Below are 16,842 nucleotides of genomic sequence, written 5' to 3'. Positions count from 1 at the left end.
GTCTCGTTCGTGCGGTGTCTCAGTCTAACCCGGGCGCTCGTCGTGCGCTCCGACGCGCGGGAATCCGGCGGGAACGGTCAGGATTCGTGCGCGTACTGCGCGAGACCCGCGGCCGCCCACGCGGCGGCGGCCCGGCGGGCTCCGGCGGGTTCGACGAGCTCGACCACTCCCCCGCGGCGCGCCGCGAGGCGCTTGAGACTCTGCTCGTCGGCGAGCCGGAGGGATGCCACGGCCCGGCCGTCGTCGGCGTCGTCGATCTCGGCGCGCTCGAGGTAGTCGGCCAGCAGGGGCGCCACCTCTCGAGGGAAGCGGAAGCGCGCGACGACCTCGTCGTCCGCCGGGGCGAACAGCTCGGGCACGGGGTCGGCGCCGTGCGCGGCCGGGATGTCGGTGACGCGGGCGTCGCCAACGCGGTCGAGGTGGAAGGTGCGCACGGCCTGGCGCAGGTGATCCCAGCCCTGCAGGTACCACTGCCCGTTCGCGATGTGGACCTTGATGGGGTCGACCGTCCGGCTGATCGGCTCGGCCCCGGGGGCGCGGTAGGTGAACGTGACCGCGACGCGCGAGCGCAGGGCCTCGTCGACCACGTCCCGGACGCCGTCGACCGGCCCGGGGGCGACGATCACCGCGGCGGGCGCGGTCGATGCGCCCCGCGCGAGCTTCGAGAGGAGCCCGGTGACGAGCTCGCTGTCGCCGAAGCCGGGAAGGCTGCGGGCCAACTGCAGCCCGGCCAGAAGAGCGGCCGCCTCCCGCGCGGTCAGGCGCGGGGAGCGCTCGAGCCCCACGGTGTTCGTGATGGCGATGACGTCGTCGCGGTCGAGCAGGTCCCAGTCGATGTCGAAGAGGTCGTGCGGGAGCTGCCAGTAGCCCTGCTCGCCGGGAAGGCCGATCACCGTGAGACGCTCGACCATCGCGCGCATCTGATCGGGGGCGACCTCGAACTCCGCGGCGGCCTCGGCCACCGACACCTCGCCCTTGCCGAGCAGGTACGGCACGAGTTGGAGCAGGAGCGCGGCGCGATCCAGTGCGGCGACGGGGCGATCGGTGCTCACTCGGCACCCCCGTGCAGGGCGAGGGTGGCCTCGAGCCGTCGGATGACCTCGGCGCGCAGGTCGGCGGGTTCGACCACCCGCACCTCGGGGCCGTACGAGGCGAGCTCGTCGGCGAAGACGTGGAGGTCGACGTAGGGCACGCGGATTCCCTGGGGCGCCTGTTCGGCGCGGCGGTCCAGGCGCAGGGCCGCCTCGGTGCCGGGGTGCACCTCGAGGAGGGCGCGCTGGCGTTCGGCGACGGCGCGCAGGCCCTCGAGGGCCCGTTCCCCGGCTCCTTCCCGCAGTTCTGCGGGAAAACCCTTGCGTGTGAGCGTCACCTCGCCGACGATCCGCGAGAGCAGGAACGTGCGGTCGGCGTCGACGTTCAGGTCGTAGCCGTAGACGTGCCACCGCGCCTCGTACTCGACGAGCGCGAGGGGCTGCACGCGGCGTTCGCGCGGTCGCGCTTCGCCGGGGCGCAGGTAGGTGAAGGTCACGACGCGGCACTGCTCGATCGCCCTCTGGAGCGCGGCGAACGACGCATCGCGGACGCGGATGCGCGGGGCGTAGCCGATGATCGGCTCGTCGACGGCGATGCCGAGTGCGCGGATCTTGCGCAGACCGCTTCGCGCGTCGGCGGAGAGGGACTCGCTCCCCCACACGCCGCCCGCGATGTTCAGCAGCGCCACCTCGGCGGGGCTGAAGGTGATGTCCTCGGGCAGCGCGTACTCGGCGGTCGGCACGCGATAGCGCGCCTCGCGGAGGTCGTCGGGGTCCGCGCGATTGCCGATCGTCTCGATCGGGACGCCGAGGCCGCGCAGGCTCTCTTTGTCGCGTTCGAACATCTTCTCGAGCGCGTCCTTCGACGCACCCGCCTCGAGCTGCTCCCGGTAGCCCGCGACGGACGACAGGATCGTGTCCTTCGTCAGCCCCTGCTCGGTCGCCATGAGGGCGACGACGAGGTTCACCAGACGCTCCTCGGGAGCGCTGCGGGACACGGTGGCGGGCACCCGCCCATCCTAGGCGTCGAGCGGCCGGCCGGAACGGCACGGGGCGCCACGCGACCTCCCGAGAGCCCGCTTCGCGCGGACCGATCGGGGATGCCGATCAGCCGACGGTGCCGAGGACGTCGATGACGTAGACCAGTGCGGAGTTCGCGGGAGCCTTGAGCACCTGCTGATCCTGGGCGGTCTGGTCGGCGGGGACGACGATCAGCAACTGCGATCCGACCGTCGCGCCCTCGAGGGCCGAGGCGATCGCCGGCGGGAGCTGCGACACGGTCGCCTGGCCGGGCGCGCCGTTCTTCCAGGTCGAGGCGAAGGTGGTCGTGGCACCCCACGCGACGCCCTGGACGTGGATGACGACCGAGGAGTCGCCGGTCAGCACCTCGCCGTCGCCCTTCTTGATGGTCTGCGAACGCTGCTGCGTGGGAGCGTCGCCGGCGGGCATGACCACACCGGGCGTGCCGTCCGGGGCGCGGACGACCGAGGGCATGCCCGAGTCCGCGTTGTACTGGTCGGCACCGTCGGCCGCGGGGAGGAAGACCTTGCGCACGTCGAAGACGAAGACCGCTCCGTCGCCCTCATTCACGCCGAGCGCCTGAGCGCCCTGGGCGCCGAGGTCGGAACCGGGGATGGCGACCGCGACACGCGAGCCCTCGGCCACGCAGTGCAGCAGCGGCGCGACGGCGGGGATGGCCTGCGTCAGGCGGGGCAGCGGCGTCGCCGACTTCACGTCGGACCCGTACGTGGTCGCCACGAGCTGCGAGCCGGTGGCGGCGTCGAGCACCGTCACGTCGACGAGCGAGAGCTGGTCGTCGCTCGTGATGCGCTGCCCGTCGCCCTCGATGAGGGTCTGGGTCCCGGCCGCCTCGGGCACGAAAGGAGAACGCACCGAGACCGTGGGGGCGGTACCGAAATCACCGCTGGCGTCGACCACCGAGGCGATCGCACTGTCGGTGGGCGTCGGGCACGACGAGGCGGCGGATGCCGAGCACCCGACGAGGCCGAATCCGGCCAGGGCGGTCACGGCAACGAGAGCGGGGAGTCTACGCACCGGATCAGTTTAGGCTGTCGAACCGGGCTCTTCCGACGAGGCGCCCGCGACGGACTGACGGACCCCCTCGGCGGACTTCTGCGCCTCGCGCACGCGCTTGCGCAGGTTCTTGTCGGTGATCTGGCGGTCGCCGACGGCACCGGGAGTCCACAGTTCGACGTCCTCGTCGCCGTAACTCGACTTCGAGGCGCGGCGCTTGACCTCGGGCGGGACGGCCCCCGGGGCGAGGCGGCGCGCGGTGATGAGGAAGCCCGTGTGAGCGACCATGCGGTGATCGGGGCGGACCGCGAGCCCTTCGACGTGCCACCCGCGGACCATGGTCTCGCTGGCATCCGGCTCGGTGAACAGTCCGGTGGCGCGGATGTACTCGGCGACACGGCTGAGCTGGGTGGCGGTGGCGATGTAGCAGAGCACCACGCCGCCGGGGGTCAGCGCGTCGGCCGCGGCGTCGATGCACTCCCAGGGCGCGAGCATGTCGAGCACGATGCGGTCGACCGAGGCCGGGGCCACGGCATCCGGGAGGCTCTCGACCAGATCGCCGACGACGACCTCCCACGTCGCGGGCATCTCGCCGTGGAACGTCTCGACGTTGGCGCGGGCGACGTCGGCGAACTCCTCGCGGCGCTCGAACGACAGCAGGCGACCGGCCGGACCGATCGCGCGCAGCAGCCACAGCGACAGCGCTCCGGAGCCGACACCGGCCTCCACGACCGTGGCCCCCGGGAAGATGTCGGCCTGCGCGAGGATCTGCGCGGCGTCCTTGGGGTAGACGATCGCGGCGCCGCGCGGCATCGACATGACGAAGTCGCGCAGCAGCGGGCGCACGGCCAGGTAGTCGTGACCGGAGCTGTTGGTCACCACGCTGCCGTCGGGCTGGCCGACCAGCAGCTCGTGCTTCAGCACGCCGTTGTGGGTGTGCAGTTCGCCCGCCTCGCGCAGGGTGATGGTGTGCATGCGGCCCTTGGGGCCGGTCAGCTGCACCCGGTCGCCGACCCGGAAGGGGCCGCTCAGGTGGGGGGTCTCGCTCATCGGGTGACTCGTGTCTCTTCGGGGTGGATCGGGGTGTGGGCGGCGTGGAGCGCCCGCAGGTCGGAGGTCGTGCGGCCCTCGAGGCTCGGCCACAGCGCGTGCGCCCCGAGCCCCTCGAGGGGCACCATGAGGGGCACGCCCAGCGACACGGCACCGCTCGCGAGGGCGGAGCGCAGACCGTTCGGCGAGTCCTCGATCGCCACGGTGTCGCGGATGTCGACGCCGAGCGCCGCGGCCGCCTGCAGGTACGGGTCGGGGTACGGCTTCGGGCGTTCGACGTCGTCGCCGGCGACCACGAGGTCGAAGGCCGGGAAGTCGATGAGCTCCACCACCGACAGCGCCATACGGCGCATCGACATCGTGACGAGGGCGGTCTTGACGCCCGAGGCGCGCAGATCGGCGAGGAGCTCGCGGGCACCGGGGCGGAACGGCACACCCGTCACGGCGAGCTGGCGCTGCACCTCGTCGGTCAGGTACGAGATGATCTCGTCGACGCCCCAGGGCACGCCCGCGTTCTGCAGCAGCCGGGCGGAGTCCTCGAGGGCCAGGCCGACCATCCCGAGCGCCTGCTCGTGCGACCAGGTCCCCCCGAAGCGCTCCACGAGCGGGGTCTCCGCGGCCATCCAGTACGGCTCGGTGTCGACGAGCGTGCCGTCCATGTCCCAGAGGACGGCGGCGGGAGCGGGGGAAGTCATCGCTCCATCCTATTGAGGGCCCGGTGCGCACCCGTCCGGCCCCCGTGCCGTTCGCCGGGCGGGACCGGCTCGCTCTCCGCGGGTGCGCCTATTCTGGAAGCCAGCCCCGACGGGGCAGAGGAGGTTGCGTGGACGCACTGGGTCGCCGGATCATCGTCGCCGCGTTCGACGGGTGGAACGATGCCGGAGAAGCCGCATCGGCGGCGGCATCGATGCTGCGCGCCGATGTGGAGTACGAGGTCGTCCACTCGGTGGACCCCGAGCTGTACTTCGATTACCAGTACACCCGCCCCCAGGTCGGATTGGATGCCGAGGGCCGCCGCACCCTCACCTGGCCCGAGGCCACGCTCCTGCGTCCCGTGAAGCGCTCCGACGACGCCGAGATCTGGCTGCTGGTCGGGGTGGAGCCCGCGCGCGCCTGGCAGGCGTTCGCCGCCGAGTTCATCGACGTCGCCCTGCGCGAGGACGTCACGGGCTTCGTCGCGCTCGGATCGATGATGTCCGACGTTCCGCACACGCGCCCCATCTCGGTCTTCGCGGGCAGCGACAACGAGGGCGTGCGCCAGAGCCTGGGCCTCGAGCGGAGCCTGTACGAGGGGCCGGTCGGCATCCTGAGCGCCATCGGCCATGTCTCGGAGACCGTGGGCATCCCGACCGCGAGCCTCTGGGCGAGCGTTCCCCACTACGTCGCCGGGCACACCCCCTCGCCCAAGGCCACGCTCGCCCTGCTCGAGAAGCTCGAGTCGATCACCGGCATCGCGGTCCCGCGCGGAGACCTCGAGAACGAGTCGCGCCTGTGGGAAGCCTCGATCGACGCGGCCGCGGCCGACGACGACGAGATGAGCGAGTACATCCGCCAGCTCGAGCAGACCCGTGACACGTGGGACTCGCCCGAAGCCTCGGGGGACGCGATCGCCCAGGAGTTCGAGCGCTACCTGCGCCGCGGCGGCGACGGCCCCACCAAACCCGGACGCGACGACCCGCCCCGACGCTGAGCGGGCGGGTCGGCGACGACTCCCCCGGTCCCTCGACAGGCTCAGGGACCTTCTGCGGTGCGCTCCGGTGGCCGTGCCGTTCGAGACCACCGCAAGCCGCGCGCGCGAGCCGGGGCGACCGAGCCCGTCGAAGCCACCGGACCCCACGGCCCGCCCGCACACGACGAAGGCGCCGCCCCGAACGGGACGACGCCTTCGCGGCATCCGGGGTCAGCCGGTGATGGCCGAGTACGCCGGCAGCACACCGAGGGTCAACAGCACCATGATGAGCACGCCGAGAGCGACGCGGTAGATCACGAAGGGCAGGAAGCTGCCGCGCTTGAGGTACTGCATGAGGAAGGCGATGACGACGTACCCGACGACGAACGCGATGATCGTCGCGATCGCGGTCTCACCCAGGCTGTACGGGCCGGTGCCCTCGTCGAAGCTCTTGTACAGCTCGAAGAAGCCGCTGGCGAAGACCGCCGGCACCGCGAGGAGGAACGAGTACTCCGCGGCCGCCGTGCGCTTGTACCCGAGGGCGCGACCGAGGGTCGTGGTCGCCCCCGAACGGGAGACGCCGGGGACGAGCGCGAGGGCCTGAGCGACACCGAAGGCGATGCCGTGCGGGTACGTCAGGTCGTCGAGGTCGCGACGGCGCTTTCCGTAGTGGTCGGCGAGGCCGAGCAGGATGCCGAACACGATCAGCACCACCGCGGTGATCCACAGGCTGCGGAAGTTATCGCGGATGAGGCTCTGCAGGAGCACACCCAGCAGCGCGATCGGCAGCGTGCCGATGATGACGAGCCACCCCATGCGGGCGTCGGGGTCGGTGCGCGGCACCTTGCCGGTGAGCGAGCCGAACCAGCGCGAGATGACGCGCACGATCTTCTTGCGGAAGTAGATCAGCACGGCGAGCTCGGTGCCGATCTGCGTGATCGCGGTGAAGGTCGCACCCGGGTCGGTCTTCGACGGGAGGAACTCTCCGACGATGCGGAGGTGGGCGCTGGAGGAGATGGGGAGGAACTCGGTCAGGCCCTGGACGAGCCCGAGGATGATGACCTCGAAGATGTGCATGCGGTCCTTCAGTACGTGCGGATGAGGTCGGCGAGAACTCGCTGACCGAAGGAGAGCGCGTCGATCGGGACGCGCTCGTCGACACCGTGGAACATCCCGGTGAAGTCGAGACCGGCGGGCAGACGCAGCGGCGCGAATCCGTAACCGGCGATGCCGAGGGTCGACAGCGCCTTGTTGTCGGTGCCCCCGCCCATGAGGTACGGCAGGACGGGCACGCCCGGGTCGTGACGGCCGAGCTGAGCGACCATCGCGTCAACCAGGTCGCCCGAGAACGGCACCTCGAGCCCGATGTCCTGGTGGACGATCTCGATCTCGACGTCGGGGCCGATGATGCGGCGGATGTCGGCCAAGGCCGCCTCCTCGGTGCCGGGCAGCACCCGCACGTCGATGAGCGCCTCGGCACGGTCGGGGATGACGTTGTGCTTGTACCCGGCGGTGAGACCGGTCGGGTTCGTCGTGGTGCGCAGGGTCGAGCGGATGAAGCTGGATGCCGCGCCGGTGCGCAGGGCGAGCGCGTCGGGGTCGCCCGCGTCGTCACCGGTGATCTCGGCCAGACCCTCGAGGAGCTGGGCGGTCGTGTCGGTCAGGCGGATCGGCCACTCGGTGCGACCGAGGGCCGCGACGGCCTCGGCGAGCTTCGTGACGGCGTTGTCGGCGTGCAGGCCGCTGCCGTGGCCCGCACGGCCGCGGGCGACGAGCTTGATCCACACGAGAGCCTTCTCGCCCACCTGGAGCAGGTACGCGCGGCGGTCGCCGACGGCGATCGAGTACCCGCCGACCTCGCTGATGGCCTCGGTCGCGCCGGCGAACCATTCGGGCCGGTCGCGGATGACGAGCGCCGAGCCCTCGACGCCGCCGTTCTCCTCGTCGGCGAAGAACGTGACGATGATGTCGCGCTCGGGCTGCTCCCCCGCGCGGAGCACGTCGGCCACGGCGGTGAGGATCATGGCATCCATGTCCTTCATGTCCACCGCCCCCCGACCCCACAGCACGCCGTCGCGGATCTCGCCGGCGAACGGATCGACGCTCCAGTCGGCGGCGACGGCGGGCACCACGTCGAGGTGGCCGTGGAGGATCAGGGCGGGCTTGTCGGGATTACGACCCGGGATGCGGGCGCAGACGTTGGTGCGGCGGTCGACGGGCTCGTAGTACTCGACCTCGAGACCGAGGGCTTCGAGGTACGCGCCGACGTACTGGGCCGCCTCGCGCTCGCCCTCGGCACGGCCCCCGCCGTAGTTCGAGGTGTCGAACCGGATGAGGTCGCGCGCGACGCGGGCGACCTCGGGGATGTCGGATTCGAGCTCGGGCATGCGCACTACGGTACCGGGGACGAGCGTCGCAGCCCGCCGCGCGTCGCCCCGAGACGCGCCCGGGAAGCGGCACCGATTCGAGGCGGGGTCGGGAGCGTGGTAATGTCGTTCTTCGTTGCGAAAGCAGCAAAACACCCAGATGCGCGGGTGGCGGAATAGGTAGACGCGCTAGCTTGAGGTGCTAGTGCCCTTTAACGGGCGTGGGGGTTCAAGTCCCCCCTCGCGCACACATGAGAAAGACCCCCCGGGTTCGTCCCGGGGGGTCTTCTTCGTTTCTGCGCCGGGTAGCGCTCGCAGCCCGCGTGGGGGTCCGCGCGCGTTCAGGGAACCGATAGCCGCCGCTTCTCTCGGCATAGCCTCCCTCCCTACGTTCCTTCGTGATAACGGTTCTCATTCCCAGAGAACCGATCGCGAAGGGACACCGACCTCCATGAAGACAGCGCGCACCGTCGTCGCCGCCACCGCCTCCGCCTCGCTACTAACCCTGGTCCTCGCCGGGTGTGCGACAGGCGCATCGTCGACCGCTCCCGCCGCGACCGCCGACTCGAGCCCGAAGATCACGGTCGTCGCTGGCGAGAACGAGTACGCCGACGTCGTGCAGCAGATCGGCGGAGATCGCGTCGACGTCTCGGCGATCCTGAGCGACCCCAACACCGATCCGCACACGTTCGAGGCGAGCGCGAGCGTGGCCAAGGAGATCGCCGGCGCGAAACTCATCGTGCAGAACGGTCTCGGCTACGACGACTTCATGTCCGATCTCGAAAAGGCCTCCCCCGACGAAAGCCGATCGGTGATCGTGGCACAGGACGTGCTGGGACTTCCCGACAGCACCGACAACCCCCACCTCTGGTACGACCCGAAGACCATGCCCGCGGTCGCCAAGGCCGTGGCCGACAGGCTCAGCGAGCTCGATCCGGCGAGCGCCGACGCGTTCCACGCGAACCTCGCCACCTTCACCGCGTCCCTGTCGGACTGGACAGACGCGCTCTCGGCGTTCGCGGAGGACCACCCGAAGACACCCGTCGCGGTGACCGAGCCCGTCGCGGACTTCATGCTGGACGCAGCGGATGCCGACGTCGAGACGCCCTGGAATCTGCAGGCCGCGATCATGAACGACACCGATCCCTCGGCGCAGGACACCGCGACGCAGGACTCCCTCTTCACCGGCAAGCAGGTGAAGGTGTTCCTCTACAACCAGCAGGTCACCGACGACACGACCGACAAGTACCTGCAGCTCGCCAAGGACAACGGCATCCCGGTGGTGGGCGTATACGAGACGATGCCGGCAAACCACCACTACCAGGACTGGATGCTCGACGAGGTGAAGGCTCTCGAGACCGCCGCCACCCAGGGCACCTCCACCGAGCACCTGTGAGCAAGGCGTCCCGGCTCCGCGATCCCGACGTCGTCCTCCGGGCGCGCGGGATCGCGGTGCGTCTCGGTGGCCGGACCGTCCTCGACGACGTCGACCTCGACGTGCCGCCGGGGGCGATCGTCGGGCTGATCGGAGCGAACGGCGCGGGCAAGACCACCCTGCTCCGGGTGCTGCTCGGTATCCTGCGCCCTCAGGCGGGAGGGGTGCGGCGTCCGGATCGACGCGCGGGCATCGGGTACGTGCCGCAGAAGATCAGCCTCGACCCGCAGGCGCCGCTGCGCGCCCGCGATGTCGTGATGCTGGGTCTCGACGGGGCTCGGCTCGGTATCCCTCTCGGTCGGCGTCGCCTGCGCGGGGCGGTCGACGCTGCGCTGGCGCAAGTGGGCGCGTCGGATTTCGCCGACGCGCGGGTGGGCGAGCTCTCGGGCGGACAGCAGCAGCGCGTCCTGCTCGCGCACGCGATCGTGAGCCGTCCGACACTGCTGTTGCTGGACGAGCCGCTCGCGAGCCTCGACCCGGTCAGCGCGAGAGACGTGGTCGCCCTCCTCGACGACCTGCGGCGCCGCTCGAACGTGGCGATCGTGGTCACGGCGCACGATCTGACCCTGCTGCTGCCGGTGCTCGACCGCGTCGCCTACCTGGCGGGAGGGCGCGCCGCGGTGGGCACTGCCGCCGAGGTGGTGCGCGACGACGTGCTGAGCGCGCTGTACCGCTCGCCGATGCGGGTGGTCGAGACGGCCGGGCGCACCTTCGTCGTCGCCGACGACGCCGTGACGCACACGTGAGCGCGGTGCTCTCGGCGTTCTTCGCGAGTCCGACGGTGCAGACGGCTCTCGCGGTCGGAACCGTGGTCGCCGTGGTGTCGAGCGTCGTCGGGGTGTTCACGATCACGCGGGGTCAGTCCTTCGCCGGTCACGCGCTCGCCGATCTGGGTGCGGTCGGGGGGTCGGGGGCGTTTTTACTCGGCGTGAGCCAACTGTGGGGGTTCGTCCTCGCGGGGGTGATCTCGGCGGTCGCGATGGAGGCGATCGGCACCCGGCGACTGGAGGGCCGCGATGTGGCCACGGGCATCGTCTTCGGTGCGGGCATGGGGCTGACCGCCCTGTTCCTGACCCTCGACACCCTCATCGGCGGATCCAGCAACGCCGCGATCTCGGTGCTGTTCGGCTCGCTGTTCTCCCTCGACAGCGCCCTCGTGCCCGTCATCGTCGCGCTGGGCGTGGTCACCCTCGCGATCATGACGGCGATCTGGCGGTGGGTGGCACTGGAGACCCTCGACCGCGATCTGGCCGCTGCGCGCGGTGTCCCCCCGAGAACGGCGAGCACGCTCTTCCTCGTCGCCCTCGCCCTCGCCGTCCAGTTGTCGTCCCTGTCGATCGGGGCGATCCTCTCGACCGCACTGCTGATCGGACCCGCCGCGACCGCGCTGCTGTTCACGCGGCGTCTGAGCACGGCAGCGGCGCTCGCCGCGGTCATCGCGGTGGTCGAAGTGTGGCTGGGGTGCCTGGTGGCCTTCGCGAGTTTCGACTGGTTCGGAGGCAGCAGCTGGCCCGTCAGTTTCACGATCGTCGCGGCGGTGTTCCTCGGGTACGTCGGGGCGCGGACCGTGACGGCCCTGCGTCCCTTCGGGCACCGGATGGCGGTGGGGTGATGTTCGCGCCGTACCTGATGACCGCGTGGGCGGGAGGGACGATCGTGGCGGTGGTCGCCGGTATTGTCGGCTTCTTCGTCGTGCTGCGCGGCAACGCCTTCTTCGCCCATGCCGTGCCGCACGGGGCGTTCGCCGGGGCGGCGGGGGCCGTCCTCGTCGGGGTGAACCCGCTGGTCGGGCTCGGCGTCTTCGCCGCGGGCGGGGCGGTGGGCATCGTGCTCCTCGGGCGCCGGGCGCGGCACGATGTCGTCACGGCCCTGACGCTGGTGACGATGCTCGCGCTCGGCGCCCTGTTCCTCAGCCGCTCGCGCGAGTACTCGGCGCAGGTCTTCGCCCTGCTGTTCGGCCAGATCCTCGGGGTGTCGCCCGATCAGCTCGCCACGATGGGCCTGCTCGGAGTCTGCTGTCTCGCGCTCGTCGCGCTCATCGCGCGGCCCCTGCTGCTGGCATCCGTCTCGCCCGCCCTCGCCGCCGCGCGCGGAATACGCGTCACGGGAGTGGACCTCGTGTTCGCCCTCGTGATCGCTGCGGCGACGACGGTGAGCGTGCCGATGGTGGGCGCACTGTTGATGTTCGCGCTGCTCGTCGGTCCCCCGGCAGCGGCGCAGGCTCTCACGCGCACACCCGGACAGGGGATGGCCCTCTCGGTCGCCCTCACGCTCGGCACGGTCTGGACGTCGATCGCGCTGTCGGTCGGCACCGACCTGCCGATCGGTTTCTTCGCCACGGCCATCGGGGCGCTGCTGTACGCGGGGGCACGCCTGGCGGCGCGTCGGCGTCGTCGCCGGGAGGGACGATCCCGGATGCCGTGACCCGGCGCCGTGACCCCGTGCGATGCGACCAGGTGCGATGCGACCAGGTGCGGTGCCCTCGCGGTGACGATGCGAACGACACGCGCCCCGTCACGCCGCCCGTGACGGCGCGGAAACACCCGCGTGACATCGGCCGCTTAGCGTCGGGGCATGCCCGCGTTCTCCGTGCCGACGATCGACATCTCCGCCTGGGTGGGACCCGGCTCCCCCGACGCGCGCGCCGCGGTGGTCGCCGCGATCGACCACGCGTGTCGCACCGTGGGCTTCATGCAGGTGGTGGGTCACGGCATCCCGGATGCCGTGATCTCGGAGCTGACGGAAGGGCTCGACGAATTCTTCGCCCTGCCCCTGGAGACCAAGAAGGCGTACGTGCGGCCCGCGTCCGAGAATCGCGGGTACAGCCCGCCGAAAAGCGAGTCCCTGAGCTACAGCCTCGGCGTCGACCCGGTGACGCGGATGAACGACTTCTTCGAGGCGTTCAACGTGGGGACCTCGGCCGCCGAGTATCCGGGGAGCACCGCGACGCCGGCGGACTACGCCGAGAACACCTGGCCCGCCGAGACGCGCATCTTCGAACCGGCCGTCCGCGCTTATTACGGCGAGGCGCGACGTGTCGCACAGACTCTGACGCGGATCTTCGCGGCAGCCCTCCGGGTGCCCGACGACTTCTTCGACGACGTGACCGATCACTCCATCGACGTGCTGCGCATGAACAACTACGCCCTCCCGCCGGGCTCGATCGAGCTGGGGGCGGAGCTGACCGGCATGGGCGAACACACCGACTTCGGTCTCGTCACCGTGCTCTGGGCGGATCAGATCGCGGGACTCCAGGTGCTCGGCCAGGACGGCTCGTGGAACGACGTCTCGCCCGCCCGAGGCGCTCTGCTCGTCAATCTCGGTGACGTCGCGGCACGCCTGACGAACGACCGGTGGATGTCGACCCTGCACCGGGTGAAGCCACCGGTCGTCGACGGGACGATCGAGCGTCGACGGTCGGCGGCGTTCTTCCACGACGGGAACGCGGACGCCGTGATCGCCCCGCTCCCCCACTTCGTCTCGGCCGGGGCCCCGGCGCTGTACGAGCCGGTGACGGTGCGCGAGCACATCGCCGCCAAGCTCGCCGGCTCGCGGGCGGGGCGGAAGAACGTCGGCGCCGCGCGCGAGGCCGCCCGGGTGACGGCGGCGAGCCGGGGCTGAGCGCGACGCGACAGCGGGGCCGCGGGCGGGGGTCGAGCGCGACGCGACCGCGGGGCACCGGCGGCGTGGTCGGGAGGTGAGCGCCGCGCGGCGGGCGCTGCCCCGAGGGCAGCGCCCCTCGCCGCGTCAGCCCGCCGACACGCCGAACAGCAGGCCGAGCACGTAGGTGACCGCGGCCGCGCCGAACCCGATCGCGAGCTGGCGGAGTCCCCGCTTGATCGGCGAGGCGCCCGAGAGCAGACCGACCATGGCGCCGGTGCCGATCAGCGCGATGCCGACGAGGCCCAGCGCGAGAGCCACGGCCGGGAAGCCGGCCATGCCGAAGATCCACGGCAGTACCGGGATGATCGCGCCCGAGGCGAAGAACAGGAAGCTCGACAGGGCCGCGCCCCAGGCGCTACCGACGACCTCGTGCGACGACTCCCCCGGGGCGGCTGCGGCGGGTGCGGTACCGGCCTGCGCCGCGGTGACCACGTCGCGGGCCTTGTCGAGAGCGGCATCCGGATCCATCCCGCGCGTGCGGTAGACGAGCGCGAGCTCGTTGGCATCCAGGTCGAGGTGAGGAAGAGCGGAGTCGGCGAAGTCGCTCTCCTCGGTGGCTTCGAGCAGCTCGCGCTGCGACCGCACCGAGACGAACTCCCCCGCGCCCATCGACAGGGCGCCGGCGAGCAGGCCCGCGATACCGCTGAAGAGCACGAAGCTGGGGGCCACGCCGGTCGCCCCGACGCCCATCACCAGGGCGAGGTTCGACACGAGACCGTCGTTCGCACCGAAGACGGCGGCGCGGAAGGTGCCCGAGAGGCGTCGGCGCCCGCGCGCGGCGAGACCGCGGACGACTTCGTGGTGCACGCGTTCGTCAGCGGCCATCGCGGGGGTCGCGTGAGGCTCGTCGGCGTAGGGCGAGCGGGCCTCGGCGTTCTGGGCGAGGGCGAGCACGAAGATCGAGCCGAAGCGGCGGGCCATCCACGCCAGGAGTCGGGTGCCGATGCCCGGCGCGGGCAGGCGCTTGGGCGCCTCGCCGAGGAGATCGAGCCAGTGCTGCTCGTGGCGGCCCTCGGCCTCGGCGAGGGCGAGCAGGATGTCGCGCTCCTCCCCGGTGCGGCGCGAGGCGAGCTCGCGGTACACGCGCGCCTCGGCGCGTTCGTCGACGAGATAGCGCGCCCAGCGGCGGCGATCACGGGCGGTGGGTGTGGCGGGGGTCGTCACGGGTGCTCCTTCGGGTCGTCCCCACCGTAGTGAGGCGGGTTCACCCCCTCGGGCGCGTCGGCCCACACTGACAGCATTTCGGCCCCCCGAAGCCCGGAAAGACGCGGATGCCGAGGGCTCGGTGCCAGCATTTCGGGGCCGCGAAACCGGGGGTCGCGGGCGGCGGGGAGGCGGGGCGGGGCCGAGCCGTTCCGGATCCGGGTCAGGAGTGCACGCGCTTGCGCAGCACGTCAATGCGCGCCTGCAGCTGCGCGACCGTCGCGTGCGAGACGGCGGGGCCGCCGCAGATGCGGCGGAGCTCGGCGTGCACCAGGCCATGCGGCTCGCCGCTCTGGCGGGCGTACAGACCGACCATCGTGTTGAGCAACTGGCGCTGCTCCTTGAGGGTGCGGTGCAGAGGCGCCGGGAGCCCACCGTCGTCGACCGAGGGCGGCTCACCGCTCTCCTTCTCGGTCGCCTCGCGGGTGGAGCGGTGGCGCGACTGCCGCGTAGCCCGCGACATGAGCACCTCGTGCACCTGTTCGGGTTCGAGAAGACCCGGGATGCCGAGGAACTCCTCCTCCTCGATGGTTCCCGGAACCGCGAGCTGGCCGAACTCCTGCCCGTCGAACAGCACGCGGTCGAAGTGCGCGAGCGAGCCGAGCGCCTGGTACTCGAATTCCTGCTCGAGCGCGTCGGAGGCTTTGTCCTCGCGCTCGGCGGCATCCATCATGTCTTCTTCGGCGTTCCACTGGTCTTCCGTGTCGCTGTCACGGTCGAGGGCGTGGTCGCGCTGCGCCTCCATCTCGCCGGCGAGGGCGAGCAGCTGCGGGACGTTCGGCAGGAACACGCTCGCGGTCTCACCGCGGCGGCGTGCGCGCACGAAACGGCCGATGGCCTGGGCGAAGAACAGCGGCGTCGACGCGCTCGTGGCGTACACGCCGACGGCGAGGCGCGGGACGTCGACGCCCTCGGACACCATGCGCACGGCGACCATCCAGCGGCTCGTGCCCTTCGAGAACGTCTCGATGCGTCCCGATGCTTCGGCCTCGTCCGAGAGCACGATGGTGACCTTCTCACCGCTGATGTCCTCGAGGATGGCGGCGTAGGCGCGCGCGGCGGTCTGATCCGTCGCGATGACCAGGCCACCGGCATCCGGAACCGTCTCGCGCACCTCGGTGAGGCGGCGGTCGGCGGAGCGCAGGACCGCGGGGATCCAGTCGCCGTTCGGATCGAGCGCCGTGCGCCAGGCCTGCGAGGTGATGTCCTTGGTGTTGTCCTGGCCGAGCTGGGCCTCCATCTCCTCGCCCGCCTTGGTGCGCCAGCGCATCTGACCGGCATAGACGAGGAAGAAGACGGGGCGCACGACCCCGTCGTCGAGGGCACGGCGGTAGCCGTAGGCGTAGTCGGTGCGCGAGAGGCGGATGCCCTTCGAGTTCGGGTGGTACTCCACGAACGGGATGGGCGCGGTGTCGCTGCGGAACGGGGTTCCCGACAGCAGCAGGCGGCGCGTCGCGCGGTTGTAGGCCTCGCGCAGGGCGTCGCCCCAGCTGAGCGCGTCGCCACCGTGGTGCACCTCGTCGAGGATCACGAGGGTCCGGGCATCCATGGTGAGGCGCTGGTGCACCTCGGCCTTCACCGCGACCTGCGCGTACGTGACCGCGACGCCGTGGTACTGCCGCGAGGGCGTGGCGTGCCGGTTGGAGAAGAACGGATCGAGCCGGATGCCGACACGCGCGGCCGCCTCGGCCCACTGGGTCTTGAGGTGCTCGGTGGGGGCGACGACGACGATGCGGTCGACCACGCGACGACGCATGAGCTCGGACGCGAGACGAAGGGCGAAGGTCGTCTTACCGGCGCCCGGGGTGGCCGCCGCGAGGAAGTCGCGCGGACCCTTGCCGACGCCGTCGGGCCCGTCGGAGCCGAAGTACTGATCCAGCGCCTCGGCCTGCCAGGCGCGCAGGCGCTGCGCTGTTCCCCACGGCGCGCGCTGCGGGAACGACGGCGAGAGGTGCTCGGCGGCGAAGGAGCCGAAGTGCGGCTCGACCCCGTCGAGAGCAGGGTCGGGAATCGCCCCGGGCGCCGGTTCGTCGGCGACGGGCGCGGTCGCGTGGGACGGGTCGACGACGGGGGCCGCGTCGGCGGGCGCGGATGCCGGGACGGCGGGCGCGGAGGAGGCGTCGGGGCTCGCGACCGGACCAGGGCTGGCGACGGGACCCGGGCTGGCAACCGGACCGGGGGTGGCAACGGGACCCGGGCTGGCAACCGGACCCGGGCTGGCAACCGGGCCGGGGCTCGCGACCGGACCCGGGCTGGCAACCGGGCCGGGGCTCGCGACCGGGCCGGGAGAGGCGATGCGCGGAGTCACCGCTTCGGCGGCCGAGCTCGTGTGCGGGAGGGCCGAGGTGCGGGCTTCTTCTTCCAGCATCGAACCTCCATCCTTCGCGAGCG

15 protein-coding genes and 1 tRNA gene are annotated in these 16,842 nt (G+C 71.6%); 7 read left to right on the top strand and 9 right to left on the bottom strand.

Going from position 1 to position 16,842, the window contains the following annotated elements:
* Positions 1 to 77 precede the first annotated feature (77 nt).
* The 5 genes from AB6V31_RS15465 to AB6V31_RS15445 form a co-directional block, all read right to left on the bottom strand.
* Positions 78 to 1,052 (bottom strand): WYL domain-containing protein, encoded by a 975-nt coding sequence (locus tag AB6V31_RS15465; protein ID WP_369366725.1) that lies wholly within the window; start codon positions 1,050 to 1,052, stop codon positions 78 to 80.
* Positions 1,049 to 2,041 carry a YafY family protein gene (locus tag AB6V31_RS15460; RefSeq protein WP_074694898.1) on the bottom strand — a complete coding sequence of 331 codons (993 nt, stop codon included), beginning with the start codon at positions 2,039 to 2,041 and terminating at the stop codon, positions 1,049 to 1,051. The genes AB6V31_RS15465 and AB6V31_RS15460 overlap by 4 nt, the downstream gene beginning before the upstream one ends.
* A gap of 97 nt (positions 2,042 to 2,138) precedes the next feature.
* On the bottom strand, positions 2,139 to 3,086 hold the full coding sequence (locus AB6V31_RS15455; RefSeq protein WP_156371760.1) for an FKBP-type peptidyl-prolyl cis-trans isomerase: 948 nt from the start codon (positions 3,084 to 3,086) through the stop codon (positions 2,139 to 2,141).
* A 9-nt stretch (positions 3,087 to 3,095) separates the two neighbouring features.
* Positions 3,096 to 4,115 carry a tRNA (adenine-N1)-methyltransferase gene (locus AB6V31_RS15450; protein WP_144784873.1) on the bottom strand — a complete coding sequence of 340 codons (1,020 nt, stop codon included), beginning with the start codon at positions 4,113 to 4,115 and terminating at the stop codon, positions 3,096 to 3,098.
* Positions 4,112 to 4,810: an HAD family hydrolase gene (locus AB6V31_RS15445; protein WP_369366723.1), complete on the bottom strand. Its 699-nt coding sequence runs from the start codon at positions 4,808 to 4,810 to the stop codon at positions 4,112 to 4,114. Before AB6V31_RS15445 ends, AB6V31_RS15450 begins: the two co-directional genes overlap by 4 nt.
* 128 nt (positions 4,811 to 4,938) lie before the next feature.
* Here AB6V31_RS15445 and AB6V31_RS15440 point away from each other — a divergent pair, with 128 nt between their 5' ends.
* Entirely contained in the window at positions 4,939 to 5,805 is an 867-nt protein-coding gene (locus AB6V31_RS15440; RefSeq protein WP_056231963.1) for a PAC2 family protein, read from the top strand.
* Between the two features lie 210 nt (positions 5,806 to 6,015).
* Here the strand turns inward: AB6V31_RS15440 and AB6V31_RS15435 are convergent, their stop codons facing one another.
* On the bottom strand, positions 6,016 to 6,861 hold the full coding sequence (locus AB6V31_RS15435; protein ID WP_268103923.1) for an undecaprenyl-diphosphate phosphatase: 846 nt from the start codon (positions 6,859 to 6,861) through the stop codon (positions 6,016 to 6,018).
* A gap of 8 nt (positions 6,862 to 6,869) precedes the next feature.
* Positions 6,870 to 8,171: a M20/M25/M40 family metallo-hydrolase gene (locus AB6V31_RS15430; protein ID WP_369366720.1), complete on the bottom strand. Its 1,302-nt coding sequence runs from the start codon at positions 8,169 to 8,171 to the stop codon at positions 6,870 to 6,872.
* A 141-nt stretch (positions 8,172 to 8,312) separates the two neighbouring features.
* Here AB6V31_RS15430 and AB6V31_RS15425 point away from each other — a divergent pair.
* The 6 genes from AB6V31_RS15425 to AB6V31_RS15400 all read left to right on the top strand — a co-directional run bounded on the left by AB6V31_RS15425 (position 8,313) and on the right by AB6V31_RS15400 (position 13,206).
* A tRNA-Leu gene (locus AB6V31_RS15425) sits at positions 8,313 to 8,398 on the top strand.
* Between the two features lie 203 nt (positions 8,399 to 8,601).
* Complete coding sequence (locus AB6V31_RS15420; protein WP_369366718.1) at positions 8,602 to 9,546, top strand: metal ABC transporter solute-binding protein, Zn/Mn family; 945 nt, start codon at positions 8,602 to 8,604, stop codon at positions 9,544 to 9,546.
* The gene (locus AB6V31_RS15415) at positions 9,543 to 10,331 is read left to right on the top strand and encodes a metal ABC transporter ATP-binding protein (RefSeq protein ID WP_369366715.1); all 789 of its coding nucleotides are present in this window, start codon (positions 9,543 to 9,545) and stop codon (positions 10,329 to 10,331) included. The genes AB6V31_RS15420 and AB6V31_RS15415 overlap by 4 nt, the downstream gene beginning before the upstream one ends.
* Complete coding sequence (locus AB6V31_RS15410; protein ID WP_369366714.1) at positions 10,328 to 11,197, top strand: metal ABC transporter permease; 870 nt, start codon at positions 10,328 to 10,330, stop codon at positions 11,195 to 11,197. The genes AB6V31_RS15415 and AB6V31_RS15410 overlap by 4 nt, the downstream gene beginning before the upstream one ends.
* The gene (locus tag AB6V31_RS15405; protein ID WP_369366799.1) at positions 11,197 to 12,009 is read left to right on the top strand and encodes a metal ABC transporter permease; all 813 of its coding nucleotides are present in this window, start codon (positions 11,197 to 11,199) and stop codon (positions 12,007 to 12,009) included. Before AB6V31_RS15410 ends, AB6V31_RS15405 begins: the two co-directional genes overlap by 1 nt.
* Positions 12,010 to 12,159: 150 nt before the next feature.
* Entirely contained in the window at positions 12,160 to 13,206 is a 1,047-nt protein-coding gene (locus AB6V31_RS15400; protein ID WP_369366712.1) for an isopenicillin N synthase family dioxygenase, read from the top strand.
* Positions 13,207 to 13,332: 126 nt separating this feature from the next.
* On the opposite strand, the gene AB6V31_RS15395 is transcribed toward AB6V31_RS15400, so the two are convergent.
* On the bottom strand, positions 13,333 to 14,412 hold the full coding sequence (locus AB6V31_RS15395) for a VIT1/CCC1 family protein (RefSeq protein WP_369366710.1): 1,080 nt from the start codon (positions 14,410 to 14,412) through the stop codon (positions 13,333 to 13,335).
* Positions 14,413 to 14,614: 202 nt separating this feature from the next.
* Positions 14,615 to 16,819 carry a DEAD/DEAH box helicase family protein gene (locus tag AB6V31_RS15390; RefSeq protein WP_369366708.1) on the bottom strand — a complete coding sequence of 735 codons (2,205 nt, stop codon included), beginning with the start codon at positions 16,817 to 16,819 and terminating at the stop codon, positions 14,615 to 14,617.
* Between the last annotated feature and the right edge of the window lie 23 nt (positions 16,820 to 16,842).

The sequence above is a fragment of the Microbacterium sp. 16-032 genome (assembly GCF_041079455.1).
Classification (GTDB): Bacteria; Actinomycetota; Actinomycetes; order Actinomycetales; family Microbacteriaceae; genus Microbacterium; species Microbacterium testaceum_A.
The sequence above is the reverse complement of the archived record's forward strand: the minus strand, read 5'-3'. Positions and strand labels throughout refer to the sequence as shown.